The sequence below is a fragment of the Aeromonas enteropelogenes genome (assembly GCF_000819845.1).
Classification (GTDB): domain Bacteria; phylum Pseudomonadota; class Gammaproteobacteria; order Enterobacterales; family Aeromonadaceae; genus Aeromonas; species Aeromonas enteropelogenes.
This window is the reverse complement of the sequence record NZ_CDCG01000043.1, coordinates 16,732-33,368: the sequence shown is the minus strand read 5'-3', so window position 1 is coordinate 33,368 and position 16,637 is coordinate 16,732. Positions and strand designations below refer to the sequence as shown.

Genomic DNA, 16,637 nt, shown 5'->3' with positions numbered 1-16,637 from the left:
GTCATTCATGTCATGGCACACACGCCGCGTCGTCTCCCGTTTGGCGGGGGCTCGGCAGGCAGCGGGTGTGGCATCACCAGAAATCCATTGGGCCAACAACAAACCAGCGCCAGTCGCCCGAGGGGCGGCTGGCGCTGGTGATCATACCTTTAAACAACCGTCATCTGGCCGGCATAAAGCACGAAGTAGCGCAGCAGCAGGATCCCCACCAGGGTCAGGCTGCACACCAGCACCAGATGGCCGCTCTTCTCTCGCAGGGGAGCCGGGGTCAGGAAGGCGATCAGCTGGGGCAACACCATGCCGATACCCACCACCCCTACCCAGAACACCTGGGCCCAGAAACCGCTGCCGATGGCGGCCCACATGGCCACCTCTTTCTGGCCGCCACCGAAGTAGAGGCCGGTAAAGAAGCAGACCAGCAGCAGGATCTCTACCGCCAGCATGGGACGCTCGAAGCGGTGCACGAAGCTGACCCCCTGGCTGTGGTGGTTCTCCTTGAACAGGGTCACCGCCAGCAAGATGGTAGAGGCGATGCCCGAGCTGATGCCCGAGACCAGAAACAGCACCGGCAATACCGGGTTGTTCAGCAGCGGATAGGTCTTGAGCGCCGAGAGCAGGAAGCCGGTATAGGCCCCGAGCAGCACCGCCAGCAGCAGCAGGACGGGGGCCAGCAGCCGCTCAAGGCGGGCGAGCCAGGCGATCAGGCTATCCACAAAGGCGAACTTATCCTGAAACCACCGGACGCGCAGCCCCTCGATCTCGCTTCTGAACACCACTGCCAGCCAGGCGAACAGCACTGCCATATAGAGCTGGAACAGCATGACCCCCATCGACATCACGGAGTCGAACTGGTAGTGGAACATCAGCTTCCAGAAGGTCCAGGGACGGGCCAGGTGGAAGATGAGGATCAACAAGCCCAGGATCACGCTCGCGGGTGCCAGGATGGCGGTCGCCTTGATGATACCGCTCTCGCTGCCAGCCCCCTTGCGGCGCAGCAGCACAGCCAGGGTGGCGGCCCCGGCGGAGATGCCGAGCAGGAACAGGTAGATGGCGATCGGCCAGTTCCAAACGAGAGAAGGGAAGTGAAATGCCTCTTGCATCGTCATGACTTTATCTCCCCTTTGGGCACGCGGTACATCTTGGGCGAGGTGCCGAGCGCCTGCTTGTAGCGATAGGTGGTCTCCTTCACCAGCCGTTGGGAGAGCGGACTGTTGGGATCATCCAGGTTGCCAAACACCAGCGCCCTGGTGGGGCAGGATTCCACGCAGGCCGGCTCCTTGCCCTGGGCCAGGTTGGTCTTGCGGCAAAAGTCGCACTTGTCGGCGACCCGGGTGACCGGGTTGATGAAGCGCACCTGATAGGGGCAGGCGGCCAGGCAATACATGCAGCCGACGCACAGATCCGGGTTCACATCGACGATGCCATCCTCCATACGGATATGGGAGGCGCCAGTCGGGCAGACGTGGACGCAAGGGGCGTTGTCGCAGTGCTGGCAGGACTTGCGAAAGAAGTGGTACTCGGCGTCGGGATACTCTCCAACGGGGCCGGAGCGGATGATCTCGAGGCGCGAGACCCCCTCCGGCACCTGATTCACTTCCCGGCAGGCGTCCATGCAGGCGGTGCAGCCGATGCAGGCCTGCTCATCATGCAGCATGCCGTAGCGCACCCCGTCGATGGTCTGGGTGTGGGCGAGGGAGCTGGCGAGCGAGCGGGTCGGCCCCGTCATCATGATGAGGGCCCCGGCGCTCATCCCCGCCATGAATTGACGGCGAGAGCAGCTCATGATGCCTCCTTGCCCGGGGCCACTTTGGCCTGGTTTGCCTCGACCTTGGCCTTGGCCGCCTCATGCTGTTTGCTGTGGCAGTCGACGCAGAGCTTGATGCGGGATTTTTCCGGGATCCCCACCATGGGTTCTTTGGCCGGGTGCAGAGCGTGGCAGCTGGTGCAGGTGAGCTTGGTGGCGTGCACGTCGTGGGCCCAAAGCGCCTCGCGCAGGGGCTTGGGTTCGTGGCAGCTCATGCAGACGCTGTTCTGCTCCACGATGGGGTACGCCTCGGTGCTCTTCTTGTCGCTAAAGCTGTTGCTAAAGCGCATCACATCCTTGACCCCTTCCCTGTGTTTGGGCGAGGGCTGGCCGTGACAGTTGGTACAGGTCACCGGTTTGAGGTTGTTGGGATTGGTCGCCTTGCCATGCTTGCCGTGCATGACGTCGTCCTGATCCTTGTGGCAGTCGGTACAGGCCTTGTCGGCGCTGCGCAAGAATTCCACCTCGTGGGTGGGGGGCACGGCAGCGGGAGCGGTTGTCTGCTCGGCGGCCTGGCCCTGTACGCTGGTCAGCAGCATGGCCGCCATCAGCATCAGTCGTAAGAAATCCATCGTCAAATCACCCATATGAAGCCTCCATCCTGCTGCGGGCCCGACCGGCGGGCCCGCAGCCATCGGTTACTGTGCCAGCCGGCCGGCCGCTTTGGCCTCGGCATCCCAGGCGGGAACAGTGGTCTTGAGGAACTGGGCCTTGTCGCTGTTGAACTGCTTCATGTCCATGCCAAGGGCGGCCTGGGCCTTCTCCTTGGTGGAGATGTCAGGAATGGCGATCTCCTGGCTGATCCCCTTGGCGGCCAGGAGGCGTGCCAGCTTGGTGCGGGCGTCGGCGGCCTTGTCGAGGGCACTGCCCAGGACCTTGAGGGCCACTTCCGGGGCATGCATCTGTACCCCGTGGGAGGCGATGGCATAGTCCCAGCGCCACTGGGCGTGACGGATGTCTTGCAGGATATCTTTCATCTCGGCGTCGGTTGCACCGGCATCCCAGGCGGCCTTGGCTTCAAAGTGGGCGCGTACCAGCTGCTTCTCGACTTTCAGCTTGGTCTCGACAACGGCGTCTTTGCGCTGCTTGACGATGCCTTGCAGCATCTCCTTGCTCTGGGTGTGGCAGTTGCGGCAGGTCTGCTCGAAGCGATCAAACGGGTTGCCAATCTTGTGATCCGTGTAGACCTTGCCCTGTTCGTTTTGCACCTTGGGCATGTGGCAGTCGACGCAGGCCACATTGTTCTGGCCGTGAATGCCGGCGCGCCAGGTTTCGTACTCGGGGTGCTGGGCCTTGAGCATGGGGGTCTTGGAGACGGCGTGGGTCCAGTCGGAGAAGCCCAGTTCGTCGTAGTAGGCCTCCATCTGCTCGACCGAGGTGCCATCATCCCAGGGGAATTTCACCGCCTTGGTGGGGCCGGTGAAGTAGTACTCCACGTGGCACTGACCGCACACCTGGGATTGCTGATCGAAGCGGCCCTGCTCCTTGAACGGCTTGCCGATGGCGGTCATGGCCCGATCGGCATAGGGACGGGAGAGGTGCAGGGCAGGCTTGCCCTCCTTGAACTCTTTCGAGGCGGTGTCATGGCAGTCGGCGCAGCCGATGGTGTTGACGATTTCCGGGCCGCCCTTGGCCCACATCCCCTTGAAGTAACCATCCTCGCCTTGCTCGTCGATCACCCGTGCCACGTCCGGGCTCTTGCAGCTCCAGCAAGCCATGGGCAGGGGGCCATCTTCGGCGGTTTTCGGGGCACCGGTGCGCAGGGTCTCGCGCACGTCGGTCAGGGCATAGAAGTGACCGCGGGGCTTGTTGTAATCCTTGGCAAAGGCGTAGCCGGCCCAGAGCACCACCATGTTGGGATCCTCGGCCAGGGCGTCGCTGCGCTCCTTGCTGTCGCTGGTGGCTTTCCAACTGCTGAACTGATCGGCGTGATCCTTGGCAAACAGTTCGTTGCGTGCCTCTATCTTGCCTTTGGTGCTCTCTTCGGCCTGAGCCCAGCTGCTGCCAAGCAGACCGGTCAGTAGCAGGGCGGCGAGCCCCAGCCTGGTTTGTTTGTTATGTGAACCCACGATCATCACTCCCAGATAAATGTCTTGGTGCGGTCTGACCCGTTCCATCTTGTTGCGTGGACATCAACACCCGCAGGGCGCGGGAGTGGGCAGACCAATCTCTTGTTGACGGTGAATAAACCGATTTTTTATGCGATTGCTCGCCGAATACATTACCAAATAGGTATAGGCAATGATGATTTATCGGGAGTGGGTTTGCGCTAGATCAATCGTCGCGGGAGGCAATCGGTCGAAATGAGATCTCGGTTAAATTTTTGCTGGAAACTCCATGGCTTGTCAGGGGGTTACCCGCTCTGGTGGTGAAGGCACAAGGGCCGATCAGGGGCACTCGTTTTCTGAGTCACACGACTCCAATGTGTCTTTGACACTCATGCCTGGTTGGAGCGCCAATCTCCGCTCGTGGTTTATTTATTCATTTTTAGGTAGATGAGACCCGAGTTGGCCATGGTGGAGACGGGTTGAAACAGCACTATCTTCAAGCATTGGACGCCTGGAATCTGGCCAATCTGACGACAAATATGATCGCATGGCAATGAACAGTTCAGTCAGTAATGGCGCGCTAAATGTGTCATTTGAGACCCGCATGGTGGTTCAAGGTCCCTCATATGCACAACATAGTAAGTAACGGCCATTTTTTAGGGGTTTATGTCGAAAATAGTGAAAAGAAGCGTGATGGCGATTGCTTTATGATCGCTCACCAGATGAGCACCCTGTTAACACCCGTGTGCTTGATTCCATTCTTGCCGGAGGTGGTATGGCAGAGTTGCAAATTGAAAAATCCACGGTGATCGCTCGAGTCGAGGGCCCCGCGTTTGTCATCAGTGCAGATGGTTCTGTCACACCAGCCAAGGCCGGGATGGCGCTGGTTCCCGGTGATCGCCTGCAAACGGCGCAAGGGGCGCAGGTCGAGATGGCCGACCCCGAAGTGCCAGCAGAGCCTGAGGCACAGGCCAGTGCCGACGCCGCCGCAGTCAATGGCAACGAGCAGCCGCTGGATCCGGATCTCGCTTCGTTGCAAGAGGCCATTCGTCAGGGGATAGACCCGACGCAACAGTTTCAGGAGACGGCCGCGGGCAATGCCGCCGCAGGGGCTGGCAACGCAGGTGGGGTTGCCGGCTCCAGCCAGGGTGGCTTCGTCATCGTCGATCGCATCAATGATGCCACCCTGGCCGAGGCCGGATTCGATACGGATCATGGGGCCAGTATTGCGACCGATGAGCTGCTTTTTTCCGAGGCGCGCGATTTCTTCGCGGCCATCACCATCACAGAACCCCAGACCGACGACAACATCATCAACGGCGCCGAGGCGACCGGGGTCATCATCCGCGGTACGGTGGACGACGTAGAGGTCGGCCAGCCGGTGACCGTGACCCTGACTGATCAGGCGGGTAACTCGCTGACGGTGACCACGGTTGTACTGCCCGGGTTGGTCTGGGAGGCCAACTTTGGCGATCTGACCGGCAAGCTGGTGGATGGCCCGCTCACCATACAGGCGGACACCCAGGATGTATCGGGCAACCGTGCCAGCGATCTCGGCCAGACTCTGCTCGATACCATCACCACCATTACCCTGGATCTGGCGGACGAGAGTGACACGGGCGCCAGCCAGACCGACGATCTGACTCGCGACAATACGCCACTGTTGCAAGGCAAGGGGGAGCCCGGCGCTACCGTGACTCTCTCTCTTGGCGGCAATGTACTCACCGTGCTGACAGTAGATGCGGCGGGCAACTGGCAGTACCAGATCCCCAATACTCTGGCCGATGGCGAGCATACCTTTGAGGTCAATGCGGTGGACATCGCCGGCAACCGGGCCAGCGATACCCTGACCGTGACCGTCGACACCCGGGCCGGCATCGATATCGACGATCTCGACACGGGGCTTATTCTGGGTCAGGGCGGTGTCACCCTGAGCGGAACCACCACGGAAGTGGAAGCCGGTCAAAGCGTCACCATCACCCTCATCGGCCAGAGTGGCGAGACGCTTTTGAGCGGCAGCGCCCTGGTGGACAGTGACGGGCGCTGGCAACTCGCGGGCTTGGATCTCTCCGGCATTACCGGATCCTATGAGGTGCGCGCCGAGGTGACCGATCTGGCGGGAAACCGGGTGATAGATGGTGCTCCCCTTATCGGGCAGAGCGATACCCTGACTCTTTCCGAGGCGGAACTGGCCAAAGGGCCCGTCAGCGCCACCGGCTCCCTGCATACCGGCGCCGGCCTGGATGGCAACCTGCAGGTCGGGTTTGCCGTCGGTCAGAGCGCCCTTGAGGGACTTGGCCTCAGCAGCCATGGCTCACCCCTGAGCTATCAGACCAGCGGCCAGACCCTCACGGCCAGTGCCGCCGGGGTCACCGTCTTTACTCTGACGTTGGCCAATGACGGCAGCTATCGCATCGTCTGGAACCAGAGCCTGGATCACGGCCAGGACAACCTGAGCCTGCCTTTCAACCTCGAGTATCGCGACAGCGACGGGGATCTGGTTCGCGCCACCCTTGATGTCAATCTGGTGGACAGCACGCCCCCCGATTTTACCCTGCCATCCATCACCCTGACCGAGGATGCCTTTACCGACGCCGGGGCCGTGGTGGGGCAGAGCCACTTTGTGGTTGGTCACCAGGCCGACCCCCTGCTGGCGGACTCTGTCATCTTCGCCAATCAGGGCGATACCCTGACGCGCCTCAACGGCAGCGGCATGAGCAGCGACGGCCATGCTCTCACCTTTGAATTTTCCGGGGATCGCCTGCTGACCGGCTACTACCTGGATGGCAATGGCAAGCGGGTCGAGGTGCTCAAGGCCGAGCTGAGCGCCAGTCAGTCCGGCAGCGATGTCGATGGCACTGTGACCGTCTCCCTGACCGACCCGCTGGATCATCAGGGGAGCGATGCGCTCTCATTGGGGCTCACCGTGTCGGCCAAAGAGATAGATGGGGACGAGACCCGCGCCGATCTGGTAGTGACCGTCAACGATGGTGTCGACCCGAGTCTTGGCATCGACAGTGGTGTGACGCTGCAAGAGGGGTCGGCAGGTCAGACTCTGGATGGTCAGCTGCCGGTCAATGTGGGCAGCGATCGCCTGGTGTCCCTCAACTTCGAGGCAAGCCAACCCAGGCTCGACGGCCTCACCAGCGGCGGCAAGCCGACCAGTTACCAGGTGAGCGGCAACGTTATTACCCTCTTCGATGCGGGGGGCAAGAGCATATTGACCGTTACCCTGGATCTCGATGGCAAGTACCATCTCACGCTCGATGGCGTGCTGGATCAGCCGGTGGGTACCAACAGCGTCAACCTGGGATTGCAGGTGCAGGGCAGCGACTTTGACGGAGACAAGAGCAACCTCGGCACCCTCAATATTCATATCACGGATGGTGTGTTGCCCCTGGTCGATCCGGTCACCCTGACCTTGACGGAAGACAGCGACTGGAGCGCGGCCCAGACCCTTTCGGGGGATCTCAATATCACTGCGGGCAGCGATCCGCTCAGCAGCATTACCTTCGATGCCAGCCAGCCCGGGCTGCAGGGGTTGACCTCCGGCAAGCAGAGTGTGGCCGTTACGGTGGCCGATCACCTTATCGAAGGGCGCACGCCGGATGGCCAGCTGGTGTTCACCCTCACTCTTGGCAACGACGGCAAATATAACTTCACCCTCCATCAGCCGCTCGATCAGGGTAGTGCTGACAGCCTGCTTAAAGCCGCGTTTACCCTGCTCGACAGCGACGGTGATACCGTCTCCTCCAGCTTGAGCGTCGCCATCGGTGACGGGGCCAATCCGGTCATCAGCGCCGTGACCGGCACCGCCATCACAGAGATGGCGCAAGGGGAGGCCGCCGCCGTCAGCACCATGAGCTTTACCGTAAGCCATGGCTCAGATGCGCTTGATGCGAGCAGCCTGAAGTTCGACCTCTCGGCGATCCAGAGCACTTTGGATGGCAAGTACAGCAGCCACGGCAGTCCAGTCACCTTCACCCTGGATGCCAACGGCGATCTGGTGGGCACCAGTGCGGACGGTCGCGAGGTATTGCGGGCCGAGCTCGATCTGGTGGAGAACAATGGCAACTGGAGCGTCACCAGCAAAGTCACCCTGAGCGGCGAGCTGGATCATCAGGGCAACGAGTCGTTGGATCTGCCGCTGGCGGTGACGCTCACGGATAAAGATGGCGACAGGGTCTCTACCCAGTTGCCACTGGTCATCAAGGATGGTGGTGCCCCCGCCTTTGTCGCGGGTAGCGGCGTCAGCCTGGATGAGGGCAACCTCGATGGTCACAATCCTCTCACCGGCACGGGCCAGTTTCAGATCAGCGCCGGTTCGGATCGGGTGAGCGAGGTGTCGTTTGCCGATCCTTCCGAACAACCGGCGTTGACAGCCCTGGGTCAGCCGGTGAAATACGAACTGGTGGATGGGGATCCTGCCATCCCGGGCAGTCAGATCCTTAAGGGTTATGTGGAGGTGGCTGGTCAGCGCATTGAGGTGTTGCAGGTGGAACTGGTTGGCAAGCTCGACAACGCCACTAGCAACGGTTTCGACTACAAGGTGACCCTGTTCGAAGGGGTACATCAGAGCGGTGGCAACGCCACCGAGCTGCCATTCAAGGTCAATGTCATTGATAGCGACAAGGGATCTGGCAACAACGACAGCACCACGGGCACCCTCAACGTCACCATTGCGGAAGGGGACAATCCAACCCTGAATCTCACCGGCGTGACTCTGAGCGAGGGGCGCTTCGATGGTGCCGCCAGCAACCAGACCGGCGACGATCAACATGCCAGCGGGACCCTGACCATCAAGGCGGATTCCGATCCCGTGACGGATGTGCGGCTGACGCTCGCTGGCCAGGTGGTGGATGCGAGCGGCAAGGCCATGACCCACAACGGGGAGACGCTCACCTGGCAAGAGGTGCCGGGCAGCAACGGCCACAGCTTCCAGGCGGTCACCGCCAGCGGCTCCCTGGTGCTGAGCGTGACCCTGCCGAGCGTGCCGGGGCGCATCGAAGCCCATACCGAGGCTACCCTGGCGTATCAGGTGACGGTCCATACCAGCCTGGATCACAAGACGAGCGACACTCTCAATCTGACCCTGCCGGTACAGGTCACCGACAGCGATGGCTCGGTGATCACCGGCAGCACCACCGCCGTGATCACCGATGCCGCCGATCCCGTCATTAGCGCCATTGAGGGGGTGACCGTCAAGGAGTCGGATCTCAACGGGGGGAGTGGCCAGCATGGGGGCACCAGCCCGTCAGGCACGGGAGAGGTTGCCATCGGCCAAGTGACGATCGCCGCCGGGAGTGACAGGGTTGCCTCCCTGCAACTGGATGTGGCCCGCTTCAACGCCCTCAATACCCTCACGTCGGGGGGCAAGGCGGTCACCCTGGGCGCAGACAGCCAGCCGGGTGTCTACCTTGGCAAGGACAGCGCAGGCAAGCTCATCTTCAAGCTGACCCTGGATGTGTCCGGCCGCTACACCTTCGAGCTCACCGGCAATCTGGATCACAGTGTCCAGGGCAAGGATCTGCTGGATATCCAGCTGCCATTGCAGGCGCGGGACAGTGACGGGGACCTCAGTGCCGAAGTGATTGGCCATGTGAGCGTGCAGGACGATGTTCCCGTGGCCGTGGATGCGAGCAAGACCCTGTATGAAGGTGCGAAAGTGACCGGCGATCTTCTGGCCCCCGCCAGTGAGGGGGCGGACGATGCGGTGGTGAGATCGGTGACCATCAATGGCACCGAACACCCCATCGCCGCCAGCGGTAACACCACCATTGCGGTTACCGACAGTACGGGGCAAATCATCGGTACCCTGGTGATCAAGGCTGAGGGTAACTACAGCTTCACTGCGAAATCCGGCATCGATCACAGCAACAGTACCCTGGTGCAGCAGATAGCGTTCCATCTGGTGGATGGGGATGGGGACACCGATGATGGGGTATTGACCCTGACCATCAAGGACGAGGCTGGCAAGCTCACCGTGAGCGCGGTCACCGGCCAGGAGGATGCTGGGGCGAGCGATCCGGGCCAGGGGATCTCCATCAACATGGCGCTCGATATCGGCGATTTTGATAGGGGCGAACATGTGGAGCAGTTGCTTATCCAGGCGCCTGCCAATGCCCAGGGCACCTTCTATTTTAACGGCGTCGCACTGACCACTATCACCCAGGGTGGCAAGACCTGGTATCAGGTGCCGCCCGCGGCCATGGTGGTGGTGGCCAACACCGATGACAAGTTCCAGCTCACCGGTGTCACCTTCGTGCCAAACCACGACTACTCGAGCTACAACAACGGAGGCAGTCCGTTGAGTTTCCCGGTCAAGTTGCAGGTAGGTGTCACTGAGGGGAGCAAGCCTCCGGTGCTAAACGGCAACCTAGACATCACGGTACAGGGCATTGCCGACAAGCCGGTATGGGATGGCAGTAGCGACAAGCATTACAGCATCAATGAGGATGACAGTGGCGTTGCTCTCAACGTGCATGCCAACCTCACCGACATCGATGGCTCCGAGACCCTGAGCTACCAGATCGAGTGGGCCTCCGGCCAAGGGGCTCTGACCCTGAACGGTAAGGTGCTCACTCCGGGGGCGAATGGCCTCTATACGGTGGCCGGTGGCGACATCAACAAGGTGACCGTGGTGCCCGGTAAGGACTACAGCGGTGACATCAAGCTGGTGGTGACCCCGGTGAGCACGGAGAAGACCCCGGTGGTGACCGGCAAGGAGACGGCCCTCGGCGATCCGCTGGAGGTGGTGATCAACGTCAATCCGCTCGCCGATGACGCCAAGCTGACCGTGCGCGAGATCCAGGGCAAGGAAGACACCCAGCTCAACCTTGGTAGCAAGATAGTGCTCGGCCATCTGGGGGACACAACCGATGGCTCCGAGCAGCTGTTTGTGCGTATCAGCGGCCTGCCCGCCGGTGCCACCCTGCTGCTGGGCGGGGTAGTGGTGACCCTGGATGCGAATGGTTACTACGAGGTGCCCTACGATCGCATCAATGACCTCAAGCTGTTGCCGCCAAAAAACAGCAACGTCGATTTTGATCTGACCATCAAGGGGGTGGTGAAGGACACCGCCACCCTGACCGATGCCAACGGCCAGACCCATACCGTGGTGAACGAGAAGGAGACCGGTAGCCAGAGCCTGCACGTGGATCTGGTCGGGGTCGTGGATAAACCGCATTTTGATCTCAATACCACGGACTGGACCCAGGAGGGCGACGGCTACACCATCACCATCAAGGAAGATGGCCGGGCGCCGCTCGACTTCCGGCTGGAGTCAGGGGAGAAGGTCGACACGCCGCTGGACACCTCGGAGACCCTCAACCTGGTGCTGGAAGGCTTGCCGGCCGGGGCCAAGGTGTTTGACGGCAGCGGCAAGGAGCTGACCCTGACCTTTGCCGGGCTCGATGGCCAGGGCAATCCCCTCTATCAGGTGAATGTGTCATCCCTTGGCAATCTGCAGATCCAGCCGCCTCCCAACAGCACCGCCGATATACACCTTATCGGTCATGTGGTAGTGACCGAGAATGACGGGGATCACAAGCGCTTCGATGTGCCGCTCACCATCAAGGTGGAGCCCGAGATCGATGCCGGCGACTATGCCAAGACCAGCCATGGTCTGGAAGATGAGTTTGTGGTGCTGAACTGGCATCCGGACCTGAGCGACAGCGCCGAGCATGTCACTCACCTCAGCCTTTCCGGCATCGAACCCGGTTATGAAATCTGGATCCGGGTCGGGGGAGTGGATACCCAGTTAACCGTGAACGGTGGTGCCGTGGACTTGAGCGACGCCGACCTGCAGAACCTGCTCAATGGCGGCCAGCTGTTGGTCAAACCCCCCGAAGACAGCGACAGGGACACCCGCATCCAGAGCCATGTCACCATCACCCAGCATGATGTGGACTCCAGTGCCACGGCCCAGAAGGTGATCGATGGCACCCTGCACGTGGATATTCGGGCTGTGGTGGAGCCCGATGGCCAGCTGGTACAAACCGGCCAGCTGGATAGCCAGGACGGGCATGATATCCCGCTCAAGGACGTGTTCACCTTCGAGGATCTCGATCCCAGCAGCAGTGAGGTCATCGACTATCTGGTCATCAGCGACTTGCCGCCGGGCTTTGTGGTGGTGGGGGGCATCAGCGATGGCAAGGGCAACTGGACAGTGCCGAACAGCGCTCTTGGCAGCTATGCGCTGCACGCGCCGGACGGTTTTACCGGTACCGTCACCTTCAAGGTCAGCGCCAGGGTGATCGATCTTGGCGACAACGGCGAGGGGGATATCAGTGTGCCTGTGTACCGGGAGCTCAACACCAGCGCCGAGTTCCATGTCGCGAGCAACGGCAGTCAGGTGGCCGCGACTATCGATTTTGACAACACCAAACCCATCACGGGTGTCGAAGACCACAGCGTCGATTTTGGCGCCCAGCTGAGGCAACTGGCGACCCTGGGCAACACGGACAACGGCGATGACGAGCTCAGCATCGTCATCACCGGCTTGCCAGCCGGCGTCAATGTGCAGGGGCTCACCTTTGACTTTGTCAACGGCGAGTATCTGATCAAATTACCTAATGGCCTGAGCGATCTTGACAGCCTGACCCTGACCCTGCCAGAGGACTACGCCGGTGATGGCCTGCATTTCAATGTGCGGTTGGTCAACACGGATACGGTGAGTGGCGACACCAAGGTGGTGGAGAAGGACGTGTCGCTCTCCATCACCCCCGAGGTGGACGTCAACGGTGGTCGTGATGGCATGCCGAGCCTGCAGCTGGATGTGAAGGATGTGAACGGCGACGGCCAGCCGGACAATCTGGAAGACACCGAGATCCACCTCGATCTTTCGGTGAAACTCGCCGATATCAGCCCTTCGGTGACCGATGGCGGTCTCGAGACGGTGGAGCGGGTGACCGTGACCGTCGATGCCAGGTACGGCCACTTCCTCGATGGCAACGGCAATTCCGTCCAGTCGCTGGTGGTGGATGCCAATGGTCTCAAGGAGCTGGTGTTTGTGCCCAAAGAGCACTTCAGCGGTCAGGTGCCGCTCGTGGTGACGGTGGATATTCTCGACACCGCCACCACGGGCACGGATCGCGGCAGCTGGAGTGGCCAGGTGAATTTCGAGGTCAAGCCGGTCAATGATCCGGCGGCGCTCACCGTGCACGACGTGACAGGTGATGAGGATGGCAGCGTCAGCCTCGCAGGCTTCGATGCCGCCCTGGTGGACAACGACGGCTCCGAGCAGATAGTGGCGCTGCAGATAAAAGGGGTGCCCGATGGCTTCACCCTCTCGGCCCCCGCGGTCAACAATGGCGGCGGCGTCTGGCAGGTGCCGGTGGGCACAGATTTCGCCAAACTGACCCTGATCCCGCCAGCGGATTTCAGCGGCAGCGTGGATCTCACCCTGAGCGCCTTTACCCTGGATCAGGGGCTCACTCTGCCCCTTGAAACCCGCGGCAGCTTCACCGTCACTGTCAACCCGGTGGGGGATCCCATCGTTGCCGATATTCAGGACAAGGCGAGCGGTACGGAGGGGGACGTGATCACCCTGAACCTGGGTCTGGAGACCCGGGATACCCAGGCCACCGGTGGCAGTGCCGGCAATGTGCACGAAAACGGGACGGAGCAGGTACGCGTGACTATCGAAGGGGTCCCCGATGGAGCAGAGGTGCGTCTGCCAAACGGGATCGCCGGCACGGTGGTGGATCTCGGGGGCGGCGTCTGGCAGATCACCACGGATGGCGGCAAGCTCGATGCGGTGGAGCTGGTGACCAACGACATCAATGGCACTGTGGATCTCAAGGTGACGGCCCAGAGTCTGGACAACGGCGCCCTCGGCCCCGAGGTGGGCGGCAACATCCATCTGGATATCAGCCCGGTCAACGATGCGCCGGTCAATGTACTGCCGACGGATCCCCAGGTAGCGCAGGAGGATACCCCCTTTGTCATCCGGGGACTGCAGGTGAAGGATGTGGATGCGGGTAACAGCCCCATCGAGGTGCGCCTCTTGGTCGAACACGGCACCCTCAACCTGCCGGCCGGCAGCGGGGTGACCGTGGTCGGCAATGGCACCGGCTCCCTGGTGCTGACCGGCACTCTGGCCGATCTTAACGCCTTGCTCAGTGGTGGTGTGACCTATCAAGGCGTCCAAGACTTCAATGGCCAGGATCGGCTTACCATGGTCACCGATGATCTTGGTAACACCGGCAGTGGCGGGCCCCTGAGCGATACCGATGTCTTGCCCATCGAGGTGCAGGCGGTCAACGATGCCCCGGTCAACCAGGTGCCGGCCAGTTTGTCGGTCAAAGAGGATGGCGCTCTCTCCCTCTCTGGCATCAGCGTGAAGGATGTGGATGCGGGCAGTGCCCCCATCTCCATGGCGCTGCGGGTCGAGCATGGCATCCTGACCCTGCTGGGCAGCGCCGGCGCCGTCTCGGTGCAGGGGGCGGGCAGCAACGAGATCCTCCTGGTGGGCTCATTGAGCGACATCAACCAGCTACTCGACAGCCAGCTGCACTATGAACCTGCGGCGGATTTCTGGGGCCAGGACAACCTCACCATCACCACCACGGATCAGGGCAACATCGGGCTTGGCGGCGCCATGAGCGACACGGATCAGGTCCCCATCACGGTGACGGCCGAGCCGGATATGCCGACCCTGACCGTGGGAGCCCACGAGATCATCGCCCTGCAGGGAGCGGTGATCCCCCTTGGCCTCAACGCCAGCGTGGTAAACCCGGTCGACGGCGAGCTCGCCATTCGCATCAGCGGCCTGGGCAGCGCCCAGGTACAGGATGAACAGGGCCAGATGGTCGGTCAGGCCGACGGTCAGGGGGATTGGCTGATCCCCGGGGATCACTCGGTGCCGCTTTATCTGAGCGGCCTGACGGCGGGGGATCAGGTGCTGGGAGTCAGCGCCGAGTCCACTGCGGGTGGCACCACCCTTGGCACCCAGCTCGACACCATCACTATCCATACCCAGAGTGGCCATGAGCTGCTGGGCTCGGCTCAGGGGGACTGGTTGTTCGGTGCCTCCGGCGATGATCGCCTGCTGGGTGGACAGGGCAATGACATCCTCACCGGGGGGGCTGGCAGTGATCTCTTCGTCTGGCAGAAGGGGGATGAGGGGAGCGCCAGCCTGCCCGCCATCGACACCATCACCGACTTCCATCCGGAGGAGGGGGACAGGATCGATCTGGCGGACATGCTGAGCGGAGTCAGCAGCAACAGTGTCGATGGCCTGCTTGGCCACCTCTCGGCCTCGGTGACGGCCGGCAGCAATGGCCTCAGCAATGTGAATCTCTCGGTCTCGCCAGCCGGGGATGGCCAGGTAACCCAGCAGATCACCTTGAAGGATGTGGATCTCGGTAACTGGGGTCTGACGGGGACAACGTCCCACGACATCCTGCAGAACATGCTGGATAACCATAGCCTGATCACCCAGCACCCCTGAGCGGGGGAGCAGCCATAAAAAGAGCCGGCAAGTGCCGGCTCTTTTTTATCTTTTTGATCTTCTTGGTTTTCTCTTTGTCTGACTTATTCAGTATCTGATCGTCCGTCAGGCCAGCGCTTGAGCCAACAGATGGATGGGATGCTCGCAGCGAAACGCCGTGCTCATCTCGATCTGCCACTTGCAGGTTTCGCAGTCGGTGATGACCAGATCCGGTCTCAGGCGGTTTATCTGATCAAACAGCCCCTCGCCGATGGTCTGGCTGGTCTCGTAGTTCTCCGACTTGAAGCCGTAGGTGCCGGCGATGCCGCAGCACTGGGACTCCAGCACGGTCACCTTGACCCCCGGGATGGCACGCAGCAATTCGAGTGTGTAGATGACGCCCCCCATTTTCTCCATGTGGCAAGGGGTGTGGTAGGCGATGTGCAGCCCGAGCGGCTTCATGGCCGGCTTGTTGCCCTTGTAGAACTCGTTCCACAGGAAGCGGGTCACCAGGGAGATGCGATCGCGCACCTTGTGGTTGTCCTGCTCCAGCAGGTGGGGGTATTCATCCCGCAGGGTGAAGCCGCAGGTGGAGGAGGTGGTGAGCAGCGGCATCTCGTTGCCAAGCAGGCTGTTTTCCAGCTGCTTGATGTTGAAGGCCGCCTGCTGTTTGGCCTTGTCCATGAAGCCGTTGGCAATCAGCGGTACGCCGCAGCACTTCTCTCGCTCAAGCAGCTGCACGCCGATGTTCATGGCGTTGAGCACCTGCACCAGCTCCTTGCCGAGCTGAGGGTGGTTGTAGTTCACGTAGCAGCCGTGGAAGTAGGCGACCTGGCGCGCAAAGCTGGCCTGGGTCTCCTTCTGCTTCTTGTACCAGCCGCGGAAGGTGCCCTGGGAGTATTTGGGCAGGTCCCGGTGGGAGGAGACCCCGAGCGCCTTGTCCAGCACCAGCTTCATCGGCTTGAGGCCGGTAGTGAAGTTGACGACTGGGGCCATCAGGGTGGACATGCTGCCCATCAGATCGGTGTGGGAGAGCACGAATTCGCGGATCCCGGGTTTGAAGCCGCTGTATTGATGCTTGGCCTTGGCGATGATGTCGCCGATGCGCACCCCGCTCGGGCAGGCCACCTCGCAGCGTTTGCAGTTGGTGCAGTACTTGAGGGCGCTGTCAAAGAGCTCGGGGCTCTTGATCCGCAGCCGCTCCCCGTCCGGGCCCGCCTGCTTGGGGCCCGGGTAGGCGGGATTGGCCTTGGCCACCGGACAGTAAGCGGTGCAGACGGTGCATTTGATGCACTGATCGAAAGTTTGGTTGGCGTGATCCAGTAGCATGTCAGTTCTCCTCCCGTCGAGATTG

General features: G+C 61.5%; 6 protein-coding genes. 1 reads left to right on the top strand and 5 read right to left on the bottom strand.

Going from position 1 to position 16,637, the window contains the following annotated elements; all coding sequences use genetic code 11:
• Nucleotides 1–149: 149 nt before the first annotated feature.
• Genes nrfD through nrfA form a run of 4 tightly spaced genes read right to left on the bottom strand, consistent with a single transcriptional unit; the run spans nt 150 to nt 3,879 of the window.
• The gene (nrfD, locus tag BN1123_RS18380) at nt 150–1,106 is read right to left on the bottom strand and encodes a cytochrome c nitrite reductase subunit NrfD (RefSeq protein ID WP_042028865.1); all 957 of its coding nucleotides are present in this window, start codon (nt 1,104–1,106) and stop codon (nt 150–152) included.
• Nucleotides 1,103–1,783: a cytochrome c nitrite reductase Fe-S protein gene (nrfC, locus tag BN1123_RS18375; RefSeq protein ID WP_042028863.1), complete on the bottom strand. Its 681-nt coding sequence runs from the start codon at nt 1,781–1,783 to the stop codon at nt 1,103–1,105. The genes nrfD and nrfC overlap by 4 nt, the downstream gene beginning before the upstream one ends.
• A complete protein-coding gene (gene nrfB, locus BN1123_RS18370) occupies nt 1,780–2,391 on the bottom strand; it encodes a cytochrome c nitrite reductase pentaheme subunit (protein WP_042028862.1) in 612 nt (203 codons plus the stop codon). The genes nrfC and nrfB overlap by 4 nt, the downstream gene beginning before the upstream one ends.
• A gap of 51 nt (nt 2,392–2,442) precedes the next feature.
• Nucleotides 2,443–3,879: an ammonia-forming nitrite reductase cytochrome c552 subunit gene (nrfA, locus tag BN1123_RS18365; RefSeq protein ID WP_042028959.1), complete on the bottom strand. Its 1,437-nt coding sequence runs from the start codon at nt 3,877–3,879 to the stop codon at nt 2,443–2,445.
• Nucleotides 3,880–4,627: 748 nt separating this feature from the next.
• Between nrfA and BN1123_RS18360 the strand changes: the two genes are divergently transcribed.
• Nucleotides 4,628–15,304, top strand: a complete 10,677-nt coding sequence (locus tag BN1123_RS18360; protein ID WP_042028861.1) for a retention module-containing protein — start codon at nt 4,628–4,630, stop codon at nt 15,302–15,304.
• A gap of 105 nt (nt 15,305–15,409) precedes the next feature.
• On the opposite strand, the gene glpC is transcribed toward BN1123_RS18360, so the two are convergent.
• Entirely contained in the window at nt 15,410–16,612 is a 1,203-nt protein-coding gene (gene glpC, locus BN1123_RS18355) for an anaerobic glycerol-3-phosphate dehydrogenase subunit GlpC (RefSeq protein WP_042028859.1), read from the bottom strand.
• Nucleotides 16,613–16,637 lie beyond the last annotated feature (25 nt).